Annotated in this window: 8 protein-coding genes; 6 read left to right on the top strand and 2 right to left on the bottom strand. The window is 76.5% G+C overall.

Translation table 11 applies throughout. From position 1 onward, the window contains the following. Positions 1–126: 126 nt before the first annotated feature. Entirely contained in the window at positions 127–4353 is a 4227-nt protein-coding gene (locus ACFVUH_RS14360; RefSeq protein WP_387913363.1) for a CHAT domain-containing protein, read from the top strand. 61 nt (positions 4354–4414) lie between these two features. Here ACFVUH_RS14360 and ACFVUH_RS14355 read toward each other — a convergent pair whose 3' ends face one another. Continuing rightward, positions 4415–5065, bottom strand: a complete 651-nt coding sequence (locus ACFVUH_RS14355; RefSeq protein ID WP_387913362.1) for a tetratricopeptide repeat protein — start codon at positions 5063–5065, stop codon at positions 4415–4417. Positions 5066–5460: 395 nt separating this feature from the next. Here ACFVUH_RS14355 and ACFVUH_RS14350 point away from each other — a divergent pair, with 395 nt between their 5' ends. Continuing rightward, positions 5461–5940, top strand: a complete 480-nt coding sequence (locus ACFVUH_RS14350; protein ID WP_387913361.1) for a hypothetical protein — start codon at positions 5461–5463, stop codon at positions 5938–5940. Between the two features lie 103 nt (positions 5941–6043). Here ACFVUH_RS14350 and ACFVUH_RS14345 read toward each other — a convergent pair whose 3' ends face one another. Beyond that, on the bottom strand, positions 6044–8620 hold the full coding sequence (locus ACFVUH_RS14345) for an FtsX-like permease family protein (RefSeq protein WP_387913359.1): 2577 nt from the start codon (positions 8618–8620) through the stop codon (positions 6044–6046). Positions 8621–9054: 434 nt separating this feature from the next. On the opposite strand from ACFVUH_RS14345, the gene ACFVUH_RS14340 reads away from it, so the two are divergent. Genes ACFVUH_RS14340 through ACFVUH_RS14325 form a run of 4 tightly spaced genes read left to right on the top strand, consistent with a single transcriptional unit; the run spans position 9055 to position 22557 of the window. Beyond that, the gene (locus ACFVUH_RS14340) at positions 9055–12333 is read left to right on the top strand and encodes an amino acid adenylation domain-containing protein (protein ID WP_387913357.1); all 3279 of its coding nucleotides are present in this window, start codon (positions 9055–9057) and stop codon (positions 12331–12333) included. Then, positions 12330–17942: an amino acid adenylation domain-containing protein gene (locus ACFVUH_RS14335; protein ID WP_387913355.1), complete on the top strand. Its 5613-nt coding sequence runs from the start codon at positions 12330–12332 to the stop codon at positions 17940–17942. Before ACFVUH_RS14340 ends, ACFVUH_RS14335 begins: the two co-directional genes overlap by 4 nt. Then, positions 17939–19468, top strand: a complete 1530-nt coding sequence (locus ACFVUH_RS14330; protein WP_387913353.1) for a class I adenylate-forming enzyme family protein — start codon at positions 17939–17941, stop codon at positions 19466–19468. Before ACFVUH_RS14335 ends, ACFVUH_RS14330 begins: the two co-directional genes overlap by 4 nt. Beyond that, on the top strand, positions 19465–22557 hold the full coding sequence (locus ACFVUH_RS14325; protein WP_387913352.1) for an amino acid adenylation domain-containing protein: 3093 nt from the start codon (positions 19465–19467) through the stop codon (positions 22555–22557). The genes ACFVUH_RS14330 and ACFVUH_RS14325 overlap by 4 nt, the downstream gene beginning before the upstream one ends. The last annotated feature ends 14 nt before the right edge of the window (positions 22558–22571 follow it).

Here is a 22571-nt window from a genome sequence, read left to right as displayed (position 1 = left end):
AGGATCGGACGGGGTGGTTCCGGCGGTTGGCGGCGGGGATTGACAAGGTGTCGGCGGTGCGGTCGCCCGTCGTCCGAGATCGTGGTGCGAGATCGTGGTGCGGGGAGGGGAGGACCGGTGGCGGTGGTGGACGAGACGCAGGTGCTGGTCGGGCGTGGTCGGCGGCTGCTGGAGGAGTACGACGCGGCGCCCGATCGGCGGCGGGCCGGCCTGGCGCTGTCCGGGGCGCTCACCGCGTTCTCGGCGGCGCGCACCCAGCTGGAGGAGGCGGGTCCGGAGGTGCCGCCGGGGGCGCTCGCCGAGGCGCGCTACCTGGTCGGGCTGACGCTGTCCGTGCGCTACTGGTGGGCCGCCGGACAGCCGGAGTTCGTCGAGGACGAGGAGCTGCGGCCCGCCGTGCTCGCCGAACGGGCCGAAGCGGCGGAGCTGTTGGCGTTCACGATGGCCGCGTTCGACCGGGAGGCGCCGGAGTGGGCGGAGGCGGCGTTCCGGCTCGGGCTGCTGCTGCACGCGCGCTTCGAGGACGGTGCGGTCGTCGGCGTCGCCGACCCGGCGGCCCGCCCGGAGGACCTGGACCGGGCGATCGACCTGCTGCGGCTCGTCTGTCCCCTCCCGGTGCCGTCCGATCCCTGGCGGGCCGAGGCCGGGGACGTCGCGGCGGAGGAGGCGGAGGCCGCGTACGACGCGCAGCACCACTTGGCGCTCGTCACCCTCGGCCGCGCCCTCGCCGACCGGGCGGAGCGCGACGGCGTCGACCGCGACCGCAACGACAGCGACGGCGACCGCGCCGCCGCTGAACGAAAGGCCGCCGAAGCCGTGTTGGAGAGTCTGCTCGAACGGGTGTACCCGGAGCCGTGGGGCGAACCCGGGGAGCCGCCGTACCGCCCCGCCCCCGACGCCGAGCCGGGACCGGACGAGGTCGCCGACCCGATCGAGCTGTTGGCCCGGGAACGCCTCGCCCGGCTGCTGCTGGACGGGCCGGGCGACCCGGACGAGCGGTGCACCGAGCGCGCCCTCACCCATCTGGAGGCGATCACGGCCACCGCCGCGCCGGACTCCCCCTTCCGGCTGTTCGCCGCCCTCCGGCTGGTCGACCTGTACGCCGCCCGGGGCGACGGCGGGGGTATCCGCCCCGAGGACGCCGCGCACCGGCTCGCCCGCCTTCGCGAGCTGCGCCGGCTGCTTCCGCCCGAGCACCCGCAGGGCGGGACCGTGCGCTGGCTGCTCGGCAACACCCTCTCCGCCCTCGCCCGCCGGCGGGGCCACACCGTCAGTGCCGAGGCCCGGGAGGCGGTCGGGGTGCTGCGCGAGGGCGTGGCCGGCATGGCCGAGGACGACCCGGTGCGGCCCCCGTCGCACGCGGTGCTCGGCTCGCTCGTCCACACGCTGGGCCAGCACGACCCGCAGACGTACCGCATCGAGGACGCCGTCCACCACCTCACCCGGGCGGCGGACACCATGGAGGAGGGGGAGCACGGCGTCCTGCGCGGCGAGATCCTCCAGCACCTCGCCGACGCATCCCTGTCGAGGACGGAGTTCTCCACCGACCGGGCCGAGTTGGACCGGGCGATCGACCTGCTCGAGTCCGCCCGCTCCGCCCGCGACCGGCCCTCGGACACCCTGTGGTCGGAGGAGCAACTGCACGGCTCACTGGCGGCGGCGATGGCCAAGCGGTTCGCGCTCACCAACGCCGTCAGTGACCTCGACGCGGCGATCCGCCACCAGCGCGCCGCGTTCCGCCGGGCGGCGCCGGACGACGTCAACCGGGTGGTCTACCTGGAGAACCTCGCGGGCAGCCTCTACCAGCGCTACCTCGTCGGCGGTGACCACCAGGACCTGGAGGCCTGCCGCCGCTACATCGACGAGGTGGTCGCGCACCTGTCGGCCTCCGAATACCCGGGCGTGGAGCGGCTCCTGGCCACCCAGCGGCCGGCCCTGGAACGGACCCGGCTGATGCTGGACCTCCAGGTGGCCGTGACGACCGGTGACGTCCCGTCGATGGCCCGGACGGTGACCGCGCTGGAACCGCTGGTCGCGGCGATCCCCGAGGACGACCCCCTGCGGCTGCTGGCCCTCGGCGACTTCGGCTCGGCCATGTTCGTCCTCGCGCTCCACGGGCCGATGGACATGCTGCCGCGCGCCGTCGCACTGATGGTGGAGGCGGCGGAGCGGACCCCGGCCGGGCACCTGTACAAGGGCATGCTCACCATGCGGGCGGCCAGCGCGCTCGGCGGGCTCGCGCTGTTCTCCGTGTCCGCCGCCTTCTCGGAGCGCCAGGTCGAGACCGCGCTGCGGTACCTCGACACCTTCCTCGCCGAAGCGGACCCCGACCCCGCCAGCAGGGAGGGCATCCGTGCCCAACTGCTGCGGGCCGTCCTGCTGATGCTGCGCTACCGTACCGCGCGCCGGCCCGCCGACGCCGTCGACCTGCTGGCCACCGCCGGGGCCCTGCGCGAACGGCTGCGGCGCGGGACGCCCACCCAGGTGCTGGCGGCGGTGAGCCGGCTCATCGCCGACGCCCACCGCGCGCGGCTGGGGCCGGGCGACCGGCGGGCCGGCCGCGAGGCCGGGCTGGCCGGGCTGCGCGAGACGGCCGCGGCCACGCTGCTGCAGGCGGCGGCGGCCCCGGCGCTCGTGGTGGCCCGGGAGAGCGCGGCGCGTGCGCTGACCATCGCCCGGTGGTACCTCGCCGACCGGGAGGAGGAGCCGGAGGAGGCGCCGGAGGAGGCGTCGCAGGAGACGCCGGACGGGGCGGCGCCCGGCGGCGAGCCGTACCTGCGCGCCGCCGTGGAGGCGCTGGAGCTGGGCCGGGGCCTGGTGCTGCACGCCTCCACCGCCACCACCGACGTCCCGGACCTGCTGCGCACCACCGGACACCCCGAGCTCGCCGACTCCTGGCTGGCCGGTGGCGCCCCCCAGGACGGCCCGGCCGCCGACCCCTTCGACTTCGACGCGTTGCTCGGCCTGCCGGGCACCCTGCTCGACTCCCTGCCCGACGGTGCCGGCATCCCCATGCCGGACGACCTGCGCCGCCGCGCGCTCACCGCGCTCGCCGCCTCCCCGGCCGGGGAGGCGCTGATGGCCCCGCCGCCGCTCGACGAGATCGCCCGCGGCCTGCGCGCGGCCGGCGCCGACGCCCTCGTCTACCTGCTGCCGCCCGGCACCGGGCGCAGCGGCGAGGCGGTGCTGGTCACGCCCGGCGAGGACGGCGCGGGTGCCCTGCACCTGCTGGCGCTCACCCTGGTCCGCGCCGACGCGGTGCGCTCCGCCGGGCGCGGTCCGCTCGCCGCCTACCGGCAGGCGCACCTGGACCGGCAGGCCACCCTGGACGGTCTGCCGCCCCGGCACCCACGGCGGGTCGCCGCCCGGCGCCGCTGGCGGGCCACCCTCGCCGAACTCTGCGACTGGGCCGGTACCACCGTGCTGCGCCCGCTGCTGCGCCATCCCGCCCTGCGGGCGGCCGTTCGCCGCGGCCCGGACGCACCGCCGCGGCTGGTCCTGGTGCCGTTCGGCGAACTCGGCGGCGTCCCCTGGCACGCGGCGCTGCTCAGCAGCGGGCTGCGGGACGGCGGCCGGCCGGTGCGGGCCGTGGAACGGGCGGTGATCTCGTACGCGGCCTCCGCGCGGCAGTTCTGCGAGGTGGTCCGGCGGCCCCGGCTGCCGCTCGCCGAACGGCCGGTGGTCGTCGGTGATCCGACCCGGGAGCTGATGTTCGCCGAGGCCGAGGCCGAGTACCTGCATGCCGACTACTACCCGCACGGCACGCTGCTCGGCTACGTCGAGGACGCCGAGGGGGAGGGCACCCCGGCGGAGGTGCTGGCCGCGCTGCCCGCGCCCGGGCGGGCCGGGGCGTCCGTCCTGCACCTGGCCTGCCACGCGGTGCCGTCCGGGGAGTCGCCGCTGGACGCCTATCTCGGGCTCGCGCCCGGCCCGCGGGCCGGGGAGCGGTCGGGCCGGCTGCCGGTGGGCGACATCCTGCGCCAGGCCCAGGGCCGCCCGCCGGACTCCCCGGGCGGCCTGGTCGTCCTCGACGCCTGCGTCAGCGACCACACCGGCGGCGACGTGGACGAGGCGCTCACCCTCTCCAGTGCCTTCCTCGCCGCCGGGGCGACGGGGGTGGTCGGCTCGCGCTGGGAGGTGGTGGACGAGATGGTGTGCGTGCTGATGTACGTCTTCCACGGCCGCCTCGCCGCCGGTGACCCGCCCGCCGAGGCGCTGCGCCGCACCCAGCTGTGGGCGCTCGACCCCGACCGTCGCCTGCCTCCGGACGCGCCACCCGAACTCGTCTCCCTCGCCTGCCGTGACCCCGACGCCCTCGACGTCTGGGCGGCCTTCGCCTACCAGGGCAGCTGACGGGGGCACACGGCGGTCGGGGGGCCCGGCGGGTAGGCGGCTCGGGGGAGGGTGGACGGGGCTAGGGAAGGTCGAGGTCCTTGCGCGCCTCGGTGATCTGGCGCAGGATGCCGTGGGCCTCGGCGGTCGTGGCCAGTTCGGTCGCCTCGGCGAGGACGGCTGCGGCGTCCTCGCGCCGGTCCTGCTGGGCGGCGAGGTAGCCGAGGCCGACCAGATTGGCGGCGACGCCGGGCAGGAAGCCCAGCTCCCAGCGCAGGCGGGTGGACTCCTCCAGCCGTTCGCGGGCCTCGGCGAGCCGCCCGCCGGCGTGGGCGGCGATGCCGAGGTGCCGCAGCGCGTAGGACTGGGTCAGCAGGTCGTCGGCGCCGGTGGCGAGGGCGAGCGCGCGTTCCAGGACGGGGAGCGCGGCGGGCGCGTCGTCCCGGACGACCTGGTGGAACGTTCCGGCCCAGAACAGCGCCTCGCCCTCGCCCCGGGTGTCGCCGAGCTCCCGGTAGAGCGCGGCGGCGCGCTCGAACAGCTCCAGCGCGCGGGGGTCCGCGACCCGGTCCGCCAGGAACCGGGCGTGCAGCAACCGCCCCCGGGCCAGCGCCAGGTCCGCCTCGACCCCGTCCAACCCCTGCTCCGCCGCCGCCAGTCCGCTGCCGTCGCCACCGAACACGGCGCTCTCGTAATGGAGTTCGGCCTGTTCGATCCGTGTGTCCCTGGTCATGCGCCGATCCTAGGGCTTGCGGCGGAAGAGCGCGGTGAGCGCGCACGTCCCCGGTGCGGGTGGGGTGCTTCGGGCCGAGCCGGGCCGGGTGGAGACGTTCACGGGGCCTGCGGCGGCGGCACCGTGGGAGCGGCCGGCCGCCACCACCGGTGCTCCGCGAACGCGCGGGTCGAGCCCATCGGCTCCCCGCTGACGGCATCTCGGGAGTGCGGGGAAACGCGCGCCGCTCCGCCAACGGTCCGAGTTGCGGATGCTCGGTGCGGAGCGAAGGCTGGAGAACAGACGTATCGGGTGACTTGCCGGACCGGAAGCCGTACGCGCCGGTGGGACGGACCCCGGCCGGCCGGTGCGGTGGGCAGTCGTCTCCGGAGTCAAGGCGATGAGGGGAAGATGGCATGGCAACCTTCGAGACGTCCAACGACGCCGCCACACCTGCCGTCGAGGGAGAGAACACGGCGGGAGGCGACGCGCTTTTCGGGCAGGCGGCACCAACCGGCCGTGGTGTCGTCGGAGTCAGCGCGGCCCACACCGCCGTTGAGGGGAACACCAAGACCGGTTACGGGGTCCTGGGCACCGCGGACGGACCCAACGGCCGCGGTGTTGTCGGCACCAGCATCGAGCAGGCCGGGGTCGTGGGTTCCAGCCGGAATTTCGTCGGTGTATGGGCGGAGACGAAAAACGCGGATCAGCCGGCCTTGCTGGCCAAGAATCCGACCGGATACGCCGGAAGGTTCGAGGGAGACGTCGTCGTCACCGGCACCTTTGTCAATCCACAGGTGGATCAGCGCCTCACCCAGTTGGAGAACGAAGTGGCCGATCTGCAGAAGACCGTTGCGGTGCTGGTCGGCATGGCGCATCCGCAGGGAACCGGGTGAGGCCAGTGCGCCGGTTGCCTCGCCGGTTGCCTCGCCGGGTTCCGCGCCGGGTGCGCAACGTTGAACGCCGAGTTCAGAGTTCGGCGCAGGAGGGCGGGGACCGCTACGTCGTGCGCATGGCGGCGATGGCGGTCATCCGGGCGACGCGGCGGGCCGGAAGGACGGCGGCGGCGAGGCCGGTGAGGACGGTGAGGGCGAGCGCGGCGAGGACGGGGAGCACGGGCGGGCCGCCGAGGGTGCCGAGGGTGGCGGTGACGGAGCGCGCGCCGGCCCAGCCGTAGCCGATCCCGAGGGCGGTGCCGAGCAGGGCGGTGGCGAGCGAGAGCAGCAGTGCCTCCAGGGTGAGCATGCGGCGCAGCCGGCTGCGGGACATCCCGACGGCGCGCAGCATGCCGATCTCGCGGGAGCGTTCGTTGATGCTGAGGACGAGCGCGGCGGCGACGCCGAGGCCGGCGATGACCACGGAGGAGCCGAGCAGGGCCATCGAGATCAGCATCATCCGGTCGAGCAGCGAGCGCAGGCTCTCGGCCTGGGCGGCGGTGTCGGTGACGGTGAGTCGCGGGTGGGTGGCGAGGGCGCGGTCCATGGCGCGGCGGGCGGTGGGGCGGTCGGTGCCGGCGGCGGGGGTGATCCAGACGGTGGTGGCGGGGGCGCCGGGGGCGATCCGATCGAGGGTGGCGGGGGTGACCAGCAGGGTGGCGTCGGTCTGGAGGGTGAACGGGAGGGGGCTGCGGCCGGGTTCGACGCGCAGGGTGGTGTCGGGGCGGCCTGCGGTGCCGGTCACGGTGAGGGTGCGGCCGCCTTCGATGCCGCCGAGGGCGGTGCCGTCGGTCAGCGCGCGGGCGCGGTCGACGTCGTCGGCGGTGGGGTTGAGCCCGGTGGGGTCGACGGCGGCGACCACGGTGTCGCGGCCGTCGACGCGCACGGTGGCCGAGCGGACCGGCGTGACGGAGAGTTCGCGCTCCCCGGCAAGCGCCGCGAGCGCCCCGGCGGGCAGGGCGCCACCAGCGGCGCCGCCACCACCGGCACCGTCACCACCGGCGGCCGTCGCGGAGAACACGCCGGGCTGGCGGGCGGAGAGCGCGGGCACCAGCGAGTGGGAGGTGATCGACAGGGCGGTGACCGCGCCGACCATCACGGTCACCCCGAGCAGCAGCGCGGAGCCGGTGGCGCCGGTGCGCAGCGGGTTGCGGCGCAGTTGCTGGGTGGCGAGCCGGCCGGCGGTCCCGCCGAGGCGGCGGGCCGGGCCGCCGAGCAGGGCGACCGCGGCGGGCAGCAGCCGGTGGGCGAGCCGCAGGACGCCGAAGAAGCTCGCGATGGCGCCCACGGTGACGGCGAGCAGCGAGAGCGGCGGCGCGGTGAGCGTGCCGAGCACGACCAGGGCGGTGCCCGCCACCAGCAGGAACACCGCCCACACGGTGGCCCGGACCCGCGCGCCGGTGCCGCCCGCCCCGCCCTGCCCGGCGCCGTGCCCGGTGCCGCCGAGCGCGGCGATCGGCGGGACGGCGGAGGCGGCCTTGGCGGGGCCGCGGACGGCGAGCAGCGTGAGCAGGATGCCGAACAGCGCGGCGAGGGCGCAGACCAGCGGCGAGGGGGCGAGCGAGAGGTGGACCGGGCCGAGGTCCGCACGGGCCGCGACGGCCTGGCCGGCGGTGCAGACGCCGAGGCCGAGCAGCACGCCGGCGGCGGAGGCGCCCGTGCCGAGCAGCAGGCCCTGGCGGCGGATCAGCCGGCGGACCTGGACGCGGTCGGCGCCGATGCAGCGCAGCAGCGCCAGCTGGCGGGTGCGCTGGGCGAGTACGACGGTGAAGGTGTTGCCGACGACCATCCGGGCGACCGCGAGCGCGATCAGCACGAAGGAGAGCGCGGCGACCAGCACCACGCCGTACAGGGTGCCGCTCGACCGGGTGGCGTCCCGCACGGAGACCTCCCGGGTGTGCACCTCGGGCGCGGGGGCGGTGCTGCCGGGCGCCCCGCGCAGTGCCTCGCGCAGCGCCTCGACGGTACGGGTCGGCGAGGTGCCGGGGGAGAGGCGGAGGTCGAGCCGGGTCGCGACGGCGCCGACGGCGTACCGGTCGACGGCGTTCTCCGGGACGGCGATGACGGGGTGTCCGGAGAGGCTGGGCGCGCCGCGGCCGTCGAGGGTGCCGGTGAGCCGGGCGGTGGCGGGCGTGCCGTCGGCCCGGGTGAGCCGGACGTCGGAGCCGGGGCCGAGGCCCAGGCCCAGGCGCTGCGCGGTGTCGGCGTCGAGCATCACCTCGTCCGCTCCGGCGGGCCACTGCCCGGACTTGAGCAGCTGCCAGCGCAGGCCGGGGTCGGCGGCGACGGAGCTGACGACGGCGGCCGCGTCCAGCGGGCGCCCGTCGGCGGTCAGCAGTCCGCCGCGGCCGGTGAGGCGCGGGGCGAGCGCGGCGACGCCGGGCACCTGCCGCGCCCGGTCGGCGGCGTTGGTGGCCGTGGCGGCGGCAGTGTCCGGCGCGTCGGCGGCCGGGAGGGTGATCTGCACGTCCCCGGGTCCGACCTCGGCCGCGGCGCTCTGGCTGAACGAGTCGACGAGGGCGCCGCTGCCGCTGACCGAGGCGATGAGGAAGGCCACGCCGAGGGCGATGGCGGCGCCGCTGAGGAGGAGCTGGCGCAGCTGCCCGCGGAGTTCGGCGAGGGTGTGGCGGTAGGTGGTCATCGTTCCCGGTCTGTCCGTGCGCGGCCGGTGTCCGGCTCGTCGTCGCTGGTCACCGGGGGTGTTCCCGATGATCGACTTCGAGCGTAGGAGGCGGGTGACGCCGGTTCGGTAGGCATGAGGTCGTGTTCATGTTCACACCGGCGTCGGAAGGCGGGCCCGCCCGTCTCCTCCTTGGGAGGTACGCCGCCCCCGAGGGGCCGGTTGTCCCGGGGCGTCCCCGCTCGTCCCATTGGTCACCCCGGTCCCACCGGCCAAACTGGTCCAGACCATTGACGCTGCAAGGGGGGGCTTCCTAGCATGATCGACGTTGCGGCGGCCATACGGGGGCCCGCCGCCGATCCGCCGAGCGCGCTACTCCCTCCCACCCCGCGGGCATGTGGCCGGGCGTTGTCCGAGACTGCCGTTCCGCCGTGAGGCGAGTGCCGAGGAGTGTCATGTCCACGACCTTCCAGGAGTCCGTCCACGAACCCGGCCGGAGCGCCGAACCCGCACAGGAAAGCGCCCTGACCGTCGGCCAGGAACGCCTCTGGTTCCTCGACCAGCTGGACCCGGGCGACCCCTCCTACAACATCCCGCTGGTGCTGCGCCTGACCGGCGAGCCGTCGACCGCGTCGCTGCGCGCCGCCCTCGACGCCGTGGTGGCCCGGCACGAGGCGCTGCGCACCCGCTTCCCCGCCGAGGACGGCCGGCCCGCCGCCGTCGTCGACGCGCCGACGCCCGTCCCGCTCGACCTCGCCGACCTGCGCGGACGCCCGCAGGACGAGGTGGCCGCCGCCCTCGCCGAACGGGTCAACCGCGGCTTCGACCTCGCCGCCGGACCGCTGCTGCGCGCCGCCCTGCTGCGCACCGGCGAGCAGGAGCACGTGCTCTGCCTCGTCCTGCACCACATCGTCGCCGACGGCTGGAGCCTCGGCCTGCTGCGCACCGAACTCGCCGAGCGCTACGCCGCCCACCGCGCCGGCGTCCCCGCGCCCGAGCCGCCCGCCCCACCCTCCTACGCCGCCCACGCCGCCGCCGAACGCGCCTGGCTGGCCGGGCCCGAGGCCGCCGAGGCGCTCGCCCACTGGCGCGAGCGGCTCGCCGACGCGCCCGCCCTGGACCTGCCGCTGGACCGGCCCCGGCCCGCCGAACCGAGCAGCGCGGGCGCCTTCCACACCCGGATCCTGCGCGGCCTCGGCCCCGAACTCGACGCCTTCGCCCGCGCCCGCCGGCTCACCCCGTTCATGGTGCTGGCCGCCGCCTACCAGGCCCTGCTGCACCGCTGCACCGGCCAGGACGACTTCTGCGTCGGCGTGCCCACCGCCGCCCGCACCACCGTCGACAGCGAACGGACCGTCGGCTACTTCTCCTCCGCGCTCGTGCTGCGCGCCGACCTCGCCGGCGCCCCCACCTTCGACACCCTGCTGCGCCGGGTGCGCACCGACTGGCTCGGCGCGCTCGGCCACGGCCGGGTGCCGTTCGAGCAGCTCGCCGAGGAGCTGCGCCCGGACCGCGACCCGGGGCGCACCCCGCTCTTCCAGACCCTGCTCACCGTGCACACCCAGGACGGCGGCGCCCTCGGCGAGCACGCCTTCGCCGACCTGCGCTGCGTCGAGATCGACGGCGGCCACACCGCCGCCAAGTTCGAACTCGCCCTGGACGTCCGCCCGGACGGCGACGACCTGCAGGCCGTCTTCGGTTACCGCGCCGACCTGCTGGACGAGCCGTGGGCCGTACGGCTCGGCCGGCGCTTCGACACCCTGCTGCGCGCCGCCCTCGCGGCCCCGGACACCCCGGTGCACCTGCTGCCGCTGCTGGACGCCGAGGAACGCGCCGAGGCGGCGGCCGGCTCGGCCGGGCCCGCGCTGCCCGCGCACCCGGCGACCGTGCTCGACGCGATCGACCGGGCGGCTTCCGAGCAGCCGGATGCCTCCGCCGTCGAGGGGCGGGACGCCGACGGACGCGACACCCGGCTCACCCGCGCCGGACTCGCCGACGCGTCGCGCGCCCTGGCCGCGCGACTGGCGGCGGCCGGGGTGAGCCGCGGCGACCTGGTGGCGTTCTGCCTGCCGCGCGGACCGCGCGCCGTGGTCGCCATGCTCGCCGCCTGGCGGGCCGGCGCCGGCTACCTGCCACTGGACCCGGAGTACCCGGCGGCCCGGCTCGCCTTCATGCTGACCGACAGCGGCGCCACCGCACTGGTCACGACGGACGGCGCGCCCGTCGAGGGACTGCCGGCCGCCGTGCCGGTCCTCGCCGTGACCGGGGGAGCGGACGCCCCGCCCGCCGCCGCAGCCGACGACGCGGCCGCCGGCCCCGACGACCCCGCCTACCTCGTCTACACCTCCGGCTCCACCGGAACCCCCAAGGGCGTGCTCGTCCCGCACCGCGCGCTCGCCGCCCGGGTCGCCTGGATGCGCGAGGGCTACCGCCTCACCGCCGCCGACCGCGTCCTCCAGTACGCCTCGCTCTCCTTCGACACCTGCGCCGAGGAGGTCTTCCCGGCCCTCGCCGCCGGCGCCACCCTGGTCGTCGCGCAGGCCGGCGCCGCGCTGCCCGACCAGCTCGCCGAGCCCACCGCCGCCGGCCTCACCGTCCTCGACCTGCCCACCCCGTACTGGCACCAGCTGGTCGCCGACCTCGACGCCACGCCCTGGCCGGCGAGCCTGCGGCTGCTGATCCTCGGCGCCGACCAGGTCCGCCCGGAGGCCGTCGCCGCGTGGCGGGCCCGGTTCGGCGACACCGTCCGGCTGGTCAACTCCTACGGGCCCACCGAGACCACCGTCATCGCCACCACCGCCGACCTCGGCGCGGCCGACACCGCCCGGCGCCCCCCGATCGGGCGGCCGATCGGCGGCACCACCGTCGCCGTGCTCGACCGCCACGGCCGCCCCGTGCCGCCCGGCACCCCCGGTGAACTCGTGGTCGGCGGGGCCGGCGTCACCGACGGCTACCTCGGCCGCCCGGGCGCCACCGCCCGCGCCTTCGTGCCCGACCCGGACGGTCCGCCCGGCGCCCGCCGCTACCGCACCGGCGACCTGGTGCGCCGGCGCGGCGACGGCGCGCTGGAGTTCCTCGGCCGGATCGACGCCCAGGTGAAGGTGCGCGGCTACCGGGTCGAGCCCGGCGAGGTCGAGTCCGCGCTGCTCGCGCAGCCAGGCGTCGGCCAGGCCGCGGTGCTGGCCCGCGCGGACCGCCTGCTCGCCTACGTCGTACCGGAGGCCCCCGCCGACGCCCCCGCCGACGCCCCCGACCCCGCCGCGCTGCGGGCCGCGCTCGCCGCCACCCTGCCCGGCCACCTCGTCCCCAACGCCGTCCTCGTGCTCGACGCCCTGCCGCTCACCCCCAACGGCAAGCTCGACCACCGCGCGCTGCCCGACCCCGACACCCGCCCCGAGCTGCGCGCCGCCTACCTCGCCCCGCGCACCGAGGCCGAGGAACTGGTCGCCGAGGTCTGGCAGGAGGTCCTGGGCCTCGACCGGGTCGGCGTCCACGACGACTTCTTCGACCTCGGCGGCCACTCCCTGCTCGCCACCCGGGTCGTCGCCCGCATCCGCGCCGCGGCCGACCTCGCCGTGCCGCTGCGCACCCTCTTCACCCACCGTACGGTGGCCGCCTTCGCCGACGCCGTCGAAGCCGCCCTGGTCGCCGAACTCGACGCGCTGTCCGACGACGACGCCGAGGAACTGCTCGCCGCGCAGGACGCCCTGGAAGGGACCGCTACGCCGTCATGAGCACCGACACCGCCCCCGCCGCCACCCCCTCAGGGTCCTCCGCCGGGCTCACCGCCGCCAAGCGCGAACTGCTCAGCCGCCGCCTGCGCAGCCGCACCGCCGCCCGGCAGACGATCGCCCGCCGCGCCGCCGACGCGCCGGTGCCGCTCTCCTATGCCCAGGAACGGCTCTGGTTCATGGAGCAGTTCGCCCCCGGCACCGCCGCCTACAACATCCCGGTCGTGCGCCGGCTGCGCGGCCCGCTCGACGTCCCCGCCCTGCGCCGCGCCCTGGACGCCTCCCTCGCCCGGCACGAGACCCTGCGCTCGCGCTACCCGGCCACCGACGACGGCCGTCCGCTGCTGGTCATCGACCCGCCCGGCCCGGCCGACCTCACCCTCGCCGAGGCCGACGACGCCGCGCACGCCGAACGGCTGGTCGACGAGGCCGCCGCCGTCCCCTTCGACCTGGAGCACGGCCCGCTGCTGCGCGCCCACCTCGTCCGGCTCGCCGCCGACGACCACGTGCTGCTGCTGGTCGTCCACCACAGCGTCAGCGACGGCTGGTCCAGCGAGGTGCTGCTCGGTGAGGTCCTGCGCGGCTACACCGCCCACGTCGCGGGCCAACCCGACCCGCTGCCCGAACTCGCCGTCCAGTACGGCGACTTCGCGATCTGGCAGCGCGAGCGGCTGAGCGGCGACCGGCTGGCCGCCGAGGTCGCCCACTGGGCCCGTGAGCTGGCGGGCGTCGAACCCCTCGAACTCGCCTGCGCCGCCCCCCGGCCGCCGCGCCAGACCTTCGACGGCGCCGGCTACGGCTTCGAGGTCGACCGCGCACTGCTCGACCGGCTGACCGCCCTCGGCAAGCGGCACGACGCCACCGTCTACATGGTGCTGCTCGCCGCCTTCCAGGCCCTGCTCGCCCGGTTCAGCGGCCAGCGCGACTTCGCCGTCGGCTCACCCATCGCCGGCCGACCCGAGCCCGAACTCGAAGCGCTGGTCGGCATGTTCGTCAATGTGCTGGCGCTGCCCGCGCGGCTGGACGGCGACCCGACCTTCACCGAGCTGCTCTGCCGCACCCGGGACACCTGCCTGGAGGCCTACGCCCACCAGGAGCTGCCGTTCGCCCAGCTGGTCACCGAGCTCAAGGTCCCCCGCGACGTCAGCCGCCCGCCGGTCTTCCAGGCCGTGCTCGCCGTGCAGAACTACGCGGTCCAGCGCGAGGCCGCCACCTCCGGCGAACTCCCCGTCGAGGTCGAGCCGTTCGGCGTGCGCGCCAGCGGCACCCGGTTCGACCTGGAGCTGTTCCTCCAGGAGTGGCCGCAGGGCCTGCTCGGCTCGTTCAACTACAACACCGACCTCTTCGCCGAGGCCGACATCGCCCGCCTCGCCGAGCACCTGGGCCGGCTGCTGACCGCCGTCGCCGACCGCCCGGACGCCCCGCTGTCCGCCCTCGACGACCTCCCCGAAGCCGAACGCGCCTTCGAGATCGAGCGGTTCAACGACACCGCGACCGACCGGCCGGCCACCACCCTGACCGCCCTGGTCGCCGAGCAGATCGCCCGCACCCCCGAGGCCGTCGCCGTCTCCTTCGAGGACGGCGCGAGCCTGACCTACCGTCAGCTCGACGCCGCCGCCGACCGGATCGCCGTCCGGCTGGCCGCCGAGGGGGTCGGACCCGGCAGCCTGGTCGCGATCAGCGCCGAACGCTCGCCCGAACTCGTCGCCGGCCTGCTCGGCGTGCTGCGCACCGGAGCCGGCTACACCCCGCTGGAACCGGGCTACCCCGCCGAACGGCTCGCCTTCCTGCTCGCCGACAGCGCCGCGCCCGTCCTGCTCACCCAGCGCCGGCTGCCCGTCCCCGACGGCTGCACCGCCCGGGTTCTGCTCCTCGACGACCCCGCCGAGTGGCCCAAGGTCCGCGCCAAGGCCCCGCGGCCCGCCGGGCCCGCCCCCGACGACACCGCCTACCTGATCTACACCTCCGGCTCGACCGGCCGTCCCAAGGGCGTGCCCAACACCCACCGGGCCATCGCCAACCGCCTCCAGTGGATGCAGGACACCTACCGGATCGGCCCCGCGGACCGCGTCCTGCAGAAGACCCCGGCCGGATTCGACGTCTCCGTCTGGGAGTTCTTCTGGCCGCTGATCACCGGCGCCCGGATCGTCCTCGCCAAGCCCGGCGGCCAGAAGGACGCCGGCTACCTGCGCGACCTGGTGGTGCGCGCCGGCGTCACGGTCGCCCACTTCGTGCCCGCCATGCTCACCGTCTTCCTGGCCGAGGACGGCATCGAGCGCTGCACCACCCTGCGCCGGGTGGTGTGCAGCGGCGAGGCCCTGCCGCCGGACACCGCACGGGAGTTCACCACCCGCCTGCCCGACTGCGCGCTCGCCAATCTGTACGGGCCCACCGAGGCCGCCGTCGACGTCTCCTCCTGGGAGTGCGAGGGCCCGCTGCGGGTCGTCCCGATCGGGCTGCCGATCGACAACACCCGCCTGTACGTGCTGGACCGCGCCCTGCGGCCGGTGCCGCCCGGCGCCCCCGGCGAACTCCACATCGGCGGCACCGCCGTCGCCCTCGGCTACCACCGCCGCCCCGGCCTCACCGCAGCCCGCTTCGTCCCCGACCCCTACGGTCCGCCCGGCTCCCGGCTCTACCGCACCGGCGACCTCGCCCGCCGCCGCCCCGACGGCACCCTCGAACACCTCGGCCGGATCGACCAGCAGGTCAAGATCCGCGGCCTGCGCATCGAACCCGGCGAGACCGAGGCCGCCCTGCGCGCCCAGCCCGGCATCGCCGACGCCGCCGTGGTGGTCCGCGAGGATCGGCCCGGCGACAAGCGCCTCACCGGCTACCTCGTCCCCGCCCCCGGCGCCGACGAGCCCGACCCGGCCGCCCTGCGCGCCACCCTCAAGCGCACCCTGCCCGACCACCAGGTGCCCGCCGCCTTCGCCGTCCTGCCCGCCCTGCCGCTCACCCCCAACGGCAAGCTCGACCGCCGCGCCCTGCCCGCGCCGCAGATCCGCCGCGACGCCGGGGCCGCCAAGCCCGTGACCGAGGCCGAACGGGTGCTCGCCGCGATCTGGGCCGAGGTGCTCGGGCTGCCCGAGGTCGGCACCGACGAGGACTTCTTCGACCTCGGCGGGCACTCGCTGCTCGCCACCCAGGTGGTCGCCAAGGCCCGCAAGCGGCTCACCGAGGCCGGCGCCCGACCGGTCAGCGTGATGGACCTCTTCACCTGCCGCACCGTCCGGGACCTCGCCGCCCTCGCCACGCTCGACGAGCAGGACCGCGGCCCGCGCCGCCTGCTGCACCGGCTCACCCGGCCCGTCCCGGCCGAACGCCGCCGGCTCACCCTGGTCTGCGTCCCGTACGGCGGCGGCAGCGCCGTCGTCTACCAGCCGGTCGCCGACCTGCTGCCCGCCGACACCGAACTGTGGGCCGTCGCGATCCCCGGCCACGACATCGGGGTCACCGAACAGCACCTGCCCTTCGACGAACTGGCCGAGCAGCTGGCCGCCGAGGTGCGCGAGCGGGTCGACGGGCCGGTCGTCGTCTACGGCCACTGCGGCGTCGGCACCGCCCTCGCCGTCGCCACCGCCCGGCTGCTGGAGGCCTCCGGCCGGGAACTCGAAGCCGTCTACGCCGGCGCCCAGTTCCCGTTCGCCAAGCCGCGCAGCAAGGTGCTCACCGCGCTCAGCGGGATCGCCGCCCTGGAGCCGTTGCTCGGCGACCGGGTCTACCTCAACTGGCTCACCGGCATGGGCGTCGACACCTCCGAACTCGACCAGGAGCAGGTCCGGTTCATCGTCGGCAACATGCGCCGCGACTCCAAGGCCGCCGAGGCGTACTTCACCCGCGCCATCGAGGAGGTCGACGCCGGCGCGCCCCGGCTGCGCGCCCCGCTGGTCTCGCTGGTCGGTGACCACGACCCGGCCGCCGACTTCTACCAGGAGCGGTACCGCGAATGGCTGCTGCTCGCCGAGCGCTCCGCCGTCGCGGTGCTCGACCAGGGCGGGCACTTCTTCGTCAAGTACCGTGCGGCGGAGGTCGTCGAGGCCGTCACCACGGTGCACCGCGCCGTGCTCGACGGGCGGACCGACACCCTGCCCGCGCGCGGCCCGGACAGCTCCTGGTGGTTCCACGGCGAGACCGGCGCACCGGTCCGCGAGGAGGAGGCCCGGGCGGAGGGGTCCGCTTCGGCGGGACCGGCTTCGGCGGGGCCGGCTTCGACGGGGTCCGTTCCGGAGGGGCCGCAGCCCAGCATGGGCCGCTTCCTGGCCGTCGCCGCGGGCCAGTTGGTCTCCATCACCGGCTCGGCGCTCACCGAGTTCGCGCTGCCGATCTGGATCCTGCTGGAGACCGGCTCGATGGCCCGGTACGCGCTCTACGCCGTCATCGCCATGCTGCCCGGCATCGTCGTCGGCCCGCTGGCCGGCGCCCTGGTCGACCGACTGGACCGGCGCAAGGTCATGCTCGCCGGGGACATCGGCGCCGGGGCCACCCAGGCCGCCATGCTGGCCCTGCTGCTGGCGGGACAGCTGCACTCCTGGCAGGTCTACGTCCTGCTCGGCGTGCTCTCCGTCGCCCTCACCTTCCAGCGCCTCGCCTACGCCTCCGCGGTGCCCCAGATCGTCCCCAAGCAGTACCTGGGCCATGCCAACGGCGTCGTCCAACTCGCTTTCGGAGCGGCACAGTTCGTCGTGCCACTGGTCGCGGTCGCACTGCTCGCCGCGATCGGCCTGCGCGGCATCCTGATCATCGACGTGGCCAGCTACACCGTCGCCGTGGGCATCCTGCTGGTGGTGCGCTTCCCGCGCACCCTGCCGTGGACCAGGCGCGAACCGCTGGTGGAGGAGATCAAGCAGGGCTTCGGCTACTCCTGGCGCCAGCGCGGCTTCCGCTCGATGCTGCTCTGGTTCGCCGGACTGAACGTCTTCCTCTCCCCGCTGTTCCTGCTCACCACCCCGATGGTGCTCGCCTTCTCCGACCTGAACGGCGCCGCCCGGGTCGCCGTCGCCGGCGGCGCCGGGGCCCTGCTCGGCGGCATCGCCATGGGCTTCTGGGGCGGACCGCGCCGCCACCGGCTGCGCGGCATGCTCGGCCTGGCCGCCGTCCTCGCCCTGGCCGGCGCCGTCACCGGCCTGCACGCCGGACTCTGGGTGATCGCCGCCGGCGCGTTCGGGATGTCCTTCGCGCTCTCCCTGGTCAACGGCGTCTACTCGACGATCGTCCAGGTCAAGGTGCCGCAGCGGTTCCACGGCCGGGTCTTCGCGCTGAACACCCTGGTCGCCTGGTCCACCCTGCCGCTCGGCCACGGCGTGATCGCCCCGCTCGGCTCGGCCGTGTTCGGCCCGCTGATGGAGCCGGACGGCGCGCTCGCCCCGGTCTTCGGCCCGCTGATCGGCACCGGACCCGGGCGCGGCATCGCCCTGATGTACGTGCTGTTCGGGCTCGCCATGCTGGTCCTGGTCGCCGTCGGCCTGCGGCTGCCAGCCCTCGCCCGCTTCGACCGCGAGGTGCCGGACGCCGAGCCGGACGACCTCGTCGGCCTGCGTGAACGCGCCCGCGTGGCAGCCGCCCGCACCGCCGCCCGCAGGACCTCGGACGCCACCCGGGAGGCCGCGTGAACCGCGCCGTCCCCACCGGCCTGGCCCAGCTGCTCGCCCACCGGGCCGCCGCCCACCCCGAGCGGACCGCCGTCGTCAACGGCGCCGACCGGCTCGACTTCGGCGCCTGGCAGGCCCGCTCCGGCGCCCTCGCCGCTGCCCTGCGCGGCGCCGGACTGCGCCCCGGCGACCGGGTCGGCCTGCGCCACGGCACCGCCGACTGGGCGGCCTACGCCGTCGCCCACCTCGCCGTGCTGCGGGCCGGCGGCGTCGCCGTCCCGCTCTCCGACCGGCTCGCGCCCGCCGTCACCGCGCACGCCCTCGCCGACTCGGGCGCGGCGCTCCTGCTGCACACCGGAAGCACCCCGGACGTGCCCGGGGTGCGCACGCTGACCGAGGCCGACGCCGCCGGCCACCCCGCCGAGCCGGACCTGCCGCCCGTCGACCCGGGCGCGCCCGCCCAGATCCTCTACACCTCCGGCACCACCGGCACCCCCAAGGGCGTCACCGCCACCCACGCCAACCTGGCGTACGGCTGCACCCTCGACGAGCGCCGCCGCCCGCTGCGCCACTCCCGGGCCTTCCTGCACGCCTTCCCGGTCGGCACCAACGCCGGGCAGACCATGCTGGTCAACGCGCTCAACGCGCACGCCACCTGCGTCGCCGCCCCGCAGTTCACCCCGCTGCGGTTCGTCCGGCTGATCGCCGAACACGGCATCGGCAGCGTCTTCCTGGTCCCCGCCATGGCGATCGAACTGCTCGCCTCGGCGGCCCTGGCCAAGGCCGACCCGAGCGGCGTGCGGCTGGTCGGCTCCACGGCCGCCGCGCTGCCCCAGCCGGTCGCGCTGGCGCTCAGCAAGGCCTTCCCGCGCGCCCAGATCGCCAACTACTACACCTCCACCGAGGCCGCCCCCGCCCAGATCACCCTGCTGTTCGACCCCGAGCACCCGGACTCGCCCGGGCAGCCCGCCTCGCTCGCCGACCTGCGGATCACCGACGCCGACGGCCGGCCGCTGCCGCCCGGCGAGGCGGGCGAGCTGTGGCTGCGCTCGCCCACCGCGCCGCGCGGCTACCTCGGCGAGCGCGACGGCGCGGTGTTCCAGGGCCGGTGGGTGCGGATGGGCGACCTCGGCCGGATCGACGCCGACGGTTTCCTGCACCTGCTCGACCGGGAGAAGGACGTCGTCAAGTCCGGTGCCCACAAGGTCTCCACGCTCCAGGTCGAGAACGCCCTGCACGCCCACCCGCTGATCGCCGACGCCGCCGCGTTCGGCGTCCCGCACCCCGTGCTCGGCGCGGTGGTCGCCGCCGTCCTGGTGCCCGCCCCGGGCACCGAGCCGCCGACCGCCGCCGAGCTGCGGACCTTCCTGCTCGGCCATCTGGCCGCACACGAACTGCCGGCCACCGTGCTGTTCCGCGAGGCGCTGCCGCGCAACGAGGGCGGCAAGGTGCTCAAGCGCGAGCTGCGCCGACTGGTGGCCGGTGACGGCCCCGTCGCGCCCCCCACCGCCGGCCGGACCCCGACCACCAGCGAGGCCAACCGATGACCACCCCGCTCAGCCCCGCCCAGCACGGCATCTGGCTCACCGAGCAGACCCTCGACGCCGGCGCCGCCTACCACCTCGCCGTCACCGTGGAGTTCACCGGCCCGCTCGACACCGCGGCCCTCGCCGGGGCCTGCGCCCGGGCGGTCCGGCGGCACCCCGTGCTCGCCGGACGGATCGACCCCGACGGCCCCGCCCTGCGGCCCGGGTCCGCGCCCGGGCTGCGGACCGTCGACTGCCCGGCCGAGGACCTGGACAAGCTGCTCGCCGACGAGAGCGCCGCCCGCTTCGACCTCGCGGCCGGGCCGCTCGCCCGGTTCACCCTGTACCGGACGGCCGCCGAGCGGCACGTGCTGCTGGTCACCGCCCACCACCTGGCCTTCGACGGCGAGTCCAAGGACCGGCTGGTCGCCGATCTCGCCGCCGCCCACCGGGGCGAGCCGCTCGCCGCCCCGCCCGCCGTCGCGGTGGCGGACGGCGCGCCGTCCCCCGAAGCCGCCGCCGGGTACTGGGCCGAGCGGTGGCGCGAACCCGGTCTGCCGGTCCTGCCCGGGCTGCGGACCGTCACCGACCCGGGCACCGCCCCCGGCACCCTGCCCGGGCCCGGGACCGCCACCGGGTTCCGCCTCGACGGAGCCCGGCACGCCGCGCTCGTCGCCACCGCCGAGCGCCTGGGCGTCACCCGCTTCGAACTCCTCACCGCCGCCTGGCACGCCCTGCTGCTGCGCTACGGCAACCCGGCGCCGGCCACCGCCGTCGAGCTGTCCGTCCGCCGCCCCGGCGAGCCGGTCGCGGTCGGCCTGGCCGTCAACGAACTCCCGCTGTTCACCGCCCCGTCGGCGGACGTGTCGTTCGCCGACTTCGCCCGCGCGGTGCGCGCCGAACTGCGGGCGCTCTACCCGCACCGGGACGTCCCGCTCGGGCGGGCGGTGCGCGGACTCACCCCGCGCACCGCGCTCACCCCGCTGTCCGTCAGCTACCGCCGCCGCCCCGCCGGCACGCCGCGGCCCGACTTCGGCCCCGGCGTCGCCGCCACCGTCCGCTGGATCGGCTTCGCGGGCACCGCCCGCAACCTCGCCCACCTGCAACTCGTCGACTCCGAAGGATCGTTGGACGTCAGCCTGCAGTACCGGACGGAGGCCTTCGGGCCCGGCGCGGCCGAGCGGATCGCGGGCCACCTCGCCACCCTGCTGGACGGCGCCCTCGCCGATCCCGCGACCCCGGTCGGCGATCTGCCGCTGCTCGGCGCCGACGAGCTGGCCGCCCAACTCGCCGCGCCCGCACCGGAACCCGCTCTCGCCCGGGCGACCGTCCCGGCGCTGTTCGCCGCCCGCGCCGCCGCCACCCCGGAGGCCGTCGCCCTGGTCGCCGACGGCACCGCGTACCGCTACCGGGAGCTCGCCCGGCTGGTGGCGCACGCCGCCGCCGCGCTCACCCGGCACGGCGCCGGGCCCGGCACCCTGGTCGGCATCGTCCTGCCGCGTGGACGGGACCAACTCGTCGCGATGCTCGGCGTGTTGGCGGCGGGCGCGGCCTATCTGCCGCTCGACCCCGAGTACCCCGCCGACCGGCTCGCCTTCCTGCGCACCGACTCCGGCCTCACCCTGCGGATCACCCGCGAGCCGTCCGCGCCCGGCGACCTCGCCCCGGGTGACCTCGCGCCCACCGATACGGCCGCGGGCGCCGACGCGGACACCGACGCGGACACCGAGGCCGACGCCGACCTGCCCACCGGCCCCTCGCCCGAGCACCCCGCCTACGTCCTCTACACCTCCGGTTCCACCGGCACCCCCAAGGGCGTCGAGGTACCGCACGGCGCGCTCGCCAACCTGCTCGGCAGCCTGCGCGACCACCTCGGCGCCCGCCCCGAGGACCGCTGGCTCGGCCTGACCTCGCTCTCCTTCGACATCTCCACCGTCGAACTGCTGCTGCCGCTCGTCACCGGCGGACGCGTCGTCCTCGCCCCCGAGGGCGCCCACCGCGACGGTCCCGCACTGCTCGACCTGATCGCCCGGGAGGGGGTGAGCCACGTCCAGGCCACGCCCAGCGGCTGGCGGGTCCTGCTGGAGGCGGGCCTCGCGGAGGCACTCCCCGGCGGCCTGACCGCACTCACCGGCGGCGAGGCCCTGCCCGCCCCGCTCGCCGCCGACCTGGCCGCCGCCACCGCCCGGCTGGTCAACGTCTACGGCCCCACCGAGACCACCGTCTGGTCCACCCTCGCCGAACCCGCCGCCCCCGACGGCCGGGTGAGCATCGGCGCACCGCTCGCCAACACCCGCGCCTACGTCCTCGACGAGCGGCTGCGACCCGTCCCGTACGGGCTGCCCGGCGAGCTGTACCTCGGCGGCGCGGGCGTCGCGCACGGCTACCGGGGCCGCCCCGGGCTGACCGCCCGCCGCTTCCTGCCCGACCCCTACGGCCCGCCCGGCGCCCGGATCTACCGCACCGGCGACCTCGTCCGGCGCCACCCGGGCGGCGGACTGGAGTTCGTCGGCCGCGCCGACACCCAGGTCAAGCTGCGCGGCCACCGCATCGAACTCGGCGAGATCGAGGCGCGGTTGGCCGGCCACCCGGCCGTCGCCCAGGCCGCCGCCACCCTGCACGGTCCCGACGGGGACCGCCGCCTCGCCGCCTACGTCGTCCCCGCCGGGACCGCCGCGCCCAGCTCCGAGGAACTGCGTGCCCACCTCGCGGCCACCCTGCCGGCCGCCGTCCTGCCGGGCACGTACACCGTCCTCGACGCGTTCCCGCTCACCCCCAACGGCAAGCTGGACCGCGCCGCGCTGCCCGAACCCGCCGCCGAACGTGCCGTCGAGCGCGCCGGGTCGGCGGACCCGGGCGGTGCGGGGGAGGAGTCGGACACCGACCCGGACACCGTCGCCGTGCTCGCCATCTGGCGCGAGGTGCTGCGGCTGGACGACCTCGGCCCCGACGAGGACTTCTTCGACCTCGGCGGCCACTCGCTGCTGATCACCGCGATCGCCGCCCGGATCCGCCAACAGCTCGGCGTGGCCGTCCCGTTGGACGTCTTCTTCGACACCCCCACCGCGCGCGGCGTCGCCGCCGCCGTCACCGACCTGCGTCAGGAGTGAACCCCGTGAGCCCT

This window comes from Kitasatospora sp. NPDC058032 (assembly GCF_042885845.1).
GTDB lineage: Bacteria > Actinomycetota > Actinomycetes > Streptomycetales > Streptomycetaceae > Kitasatospora.
Note: the sequence above shows the minus strand (reverse complement) of the source record. Positions and strands in the feature narration are given on the sequence as shown.

What these genes read in the sequence shown, in the direction of transcription:
- ACFVUH_RS14355 (WP_387913362.1), bottom strand. Translation starts at nt 5,065, where the DNA reads ATGACCAGGGACACACGGATCGAACAGGCCGAACTCCATTACGAGAGC.
- ACFVUH_RS14350 (WP_387913361.1), top strand. Translation starts at nt 5,461, where the DNA reads ATGGCAACCTTCGAGACGTCCAACGACGCCGCCACACCTGCCGTCGAG.
- ACFVUH_RS14345 (WP_387913359.1), bottom strand. Translation starts at nt 8,620, where the DNA reads ATGACCACCTACCGCCACACCCTCGCCGAACTCCGCGGGCAGCTGCGC.
- ACFVUH_RS14340 (WP_387913357.1), top strand. Translation starts at nt 9,055, where the DNA reads ATGTCCACGACCTTCCAGGAGTCCGTCCACGAACCCGGCCGGAGCGCC.
- ACFVUH_RS14335 (WP_387913355.1), top strand. Translation starts at nt 12,330, where the DNA reads ATGAGCACCGACACCGCCCCCGCCGCCACCCCCTCAGGGTCCTCCGCC.
- ACFVUH_RS14325 (WP_387913352.1), top strand. Translation starts at nt 19,465, where the DNA reads ATGACCACCCCGCTCAGCCCCGCCCAGCACGGCATCTGGCTCACCGAG.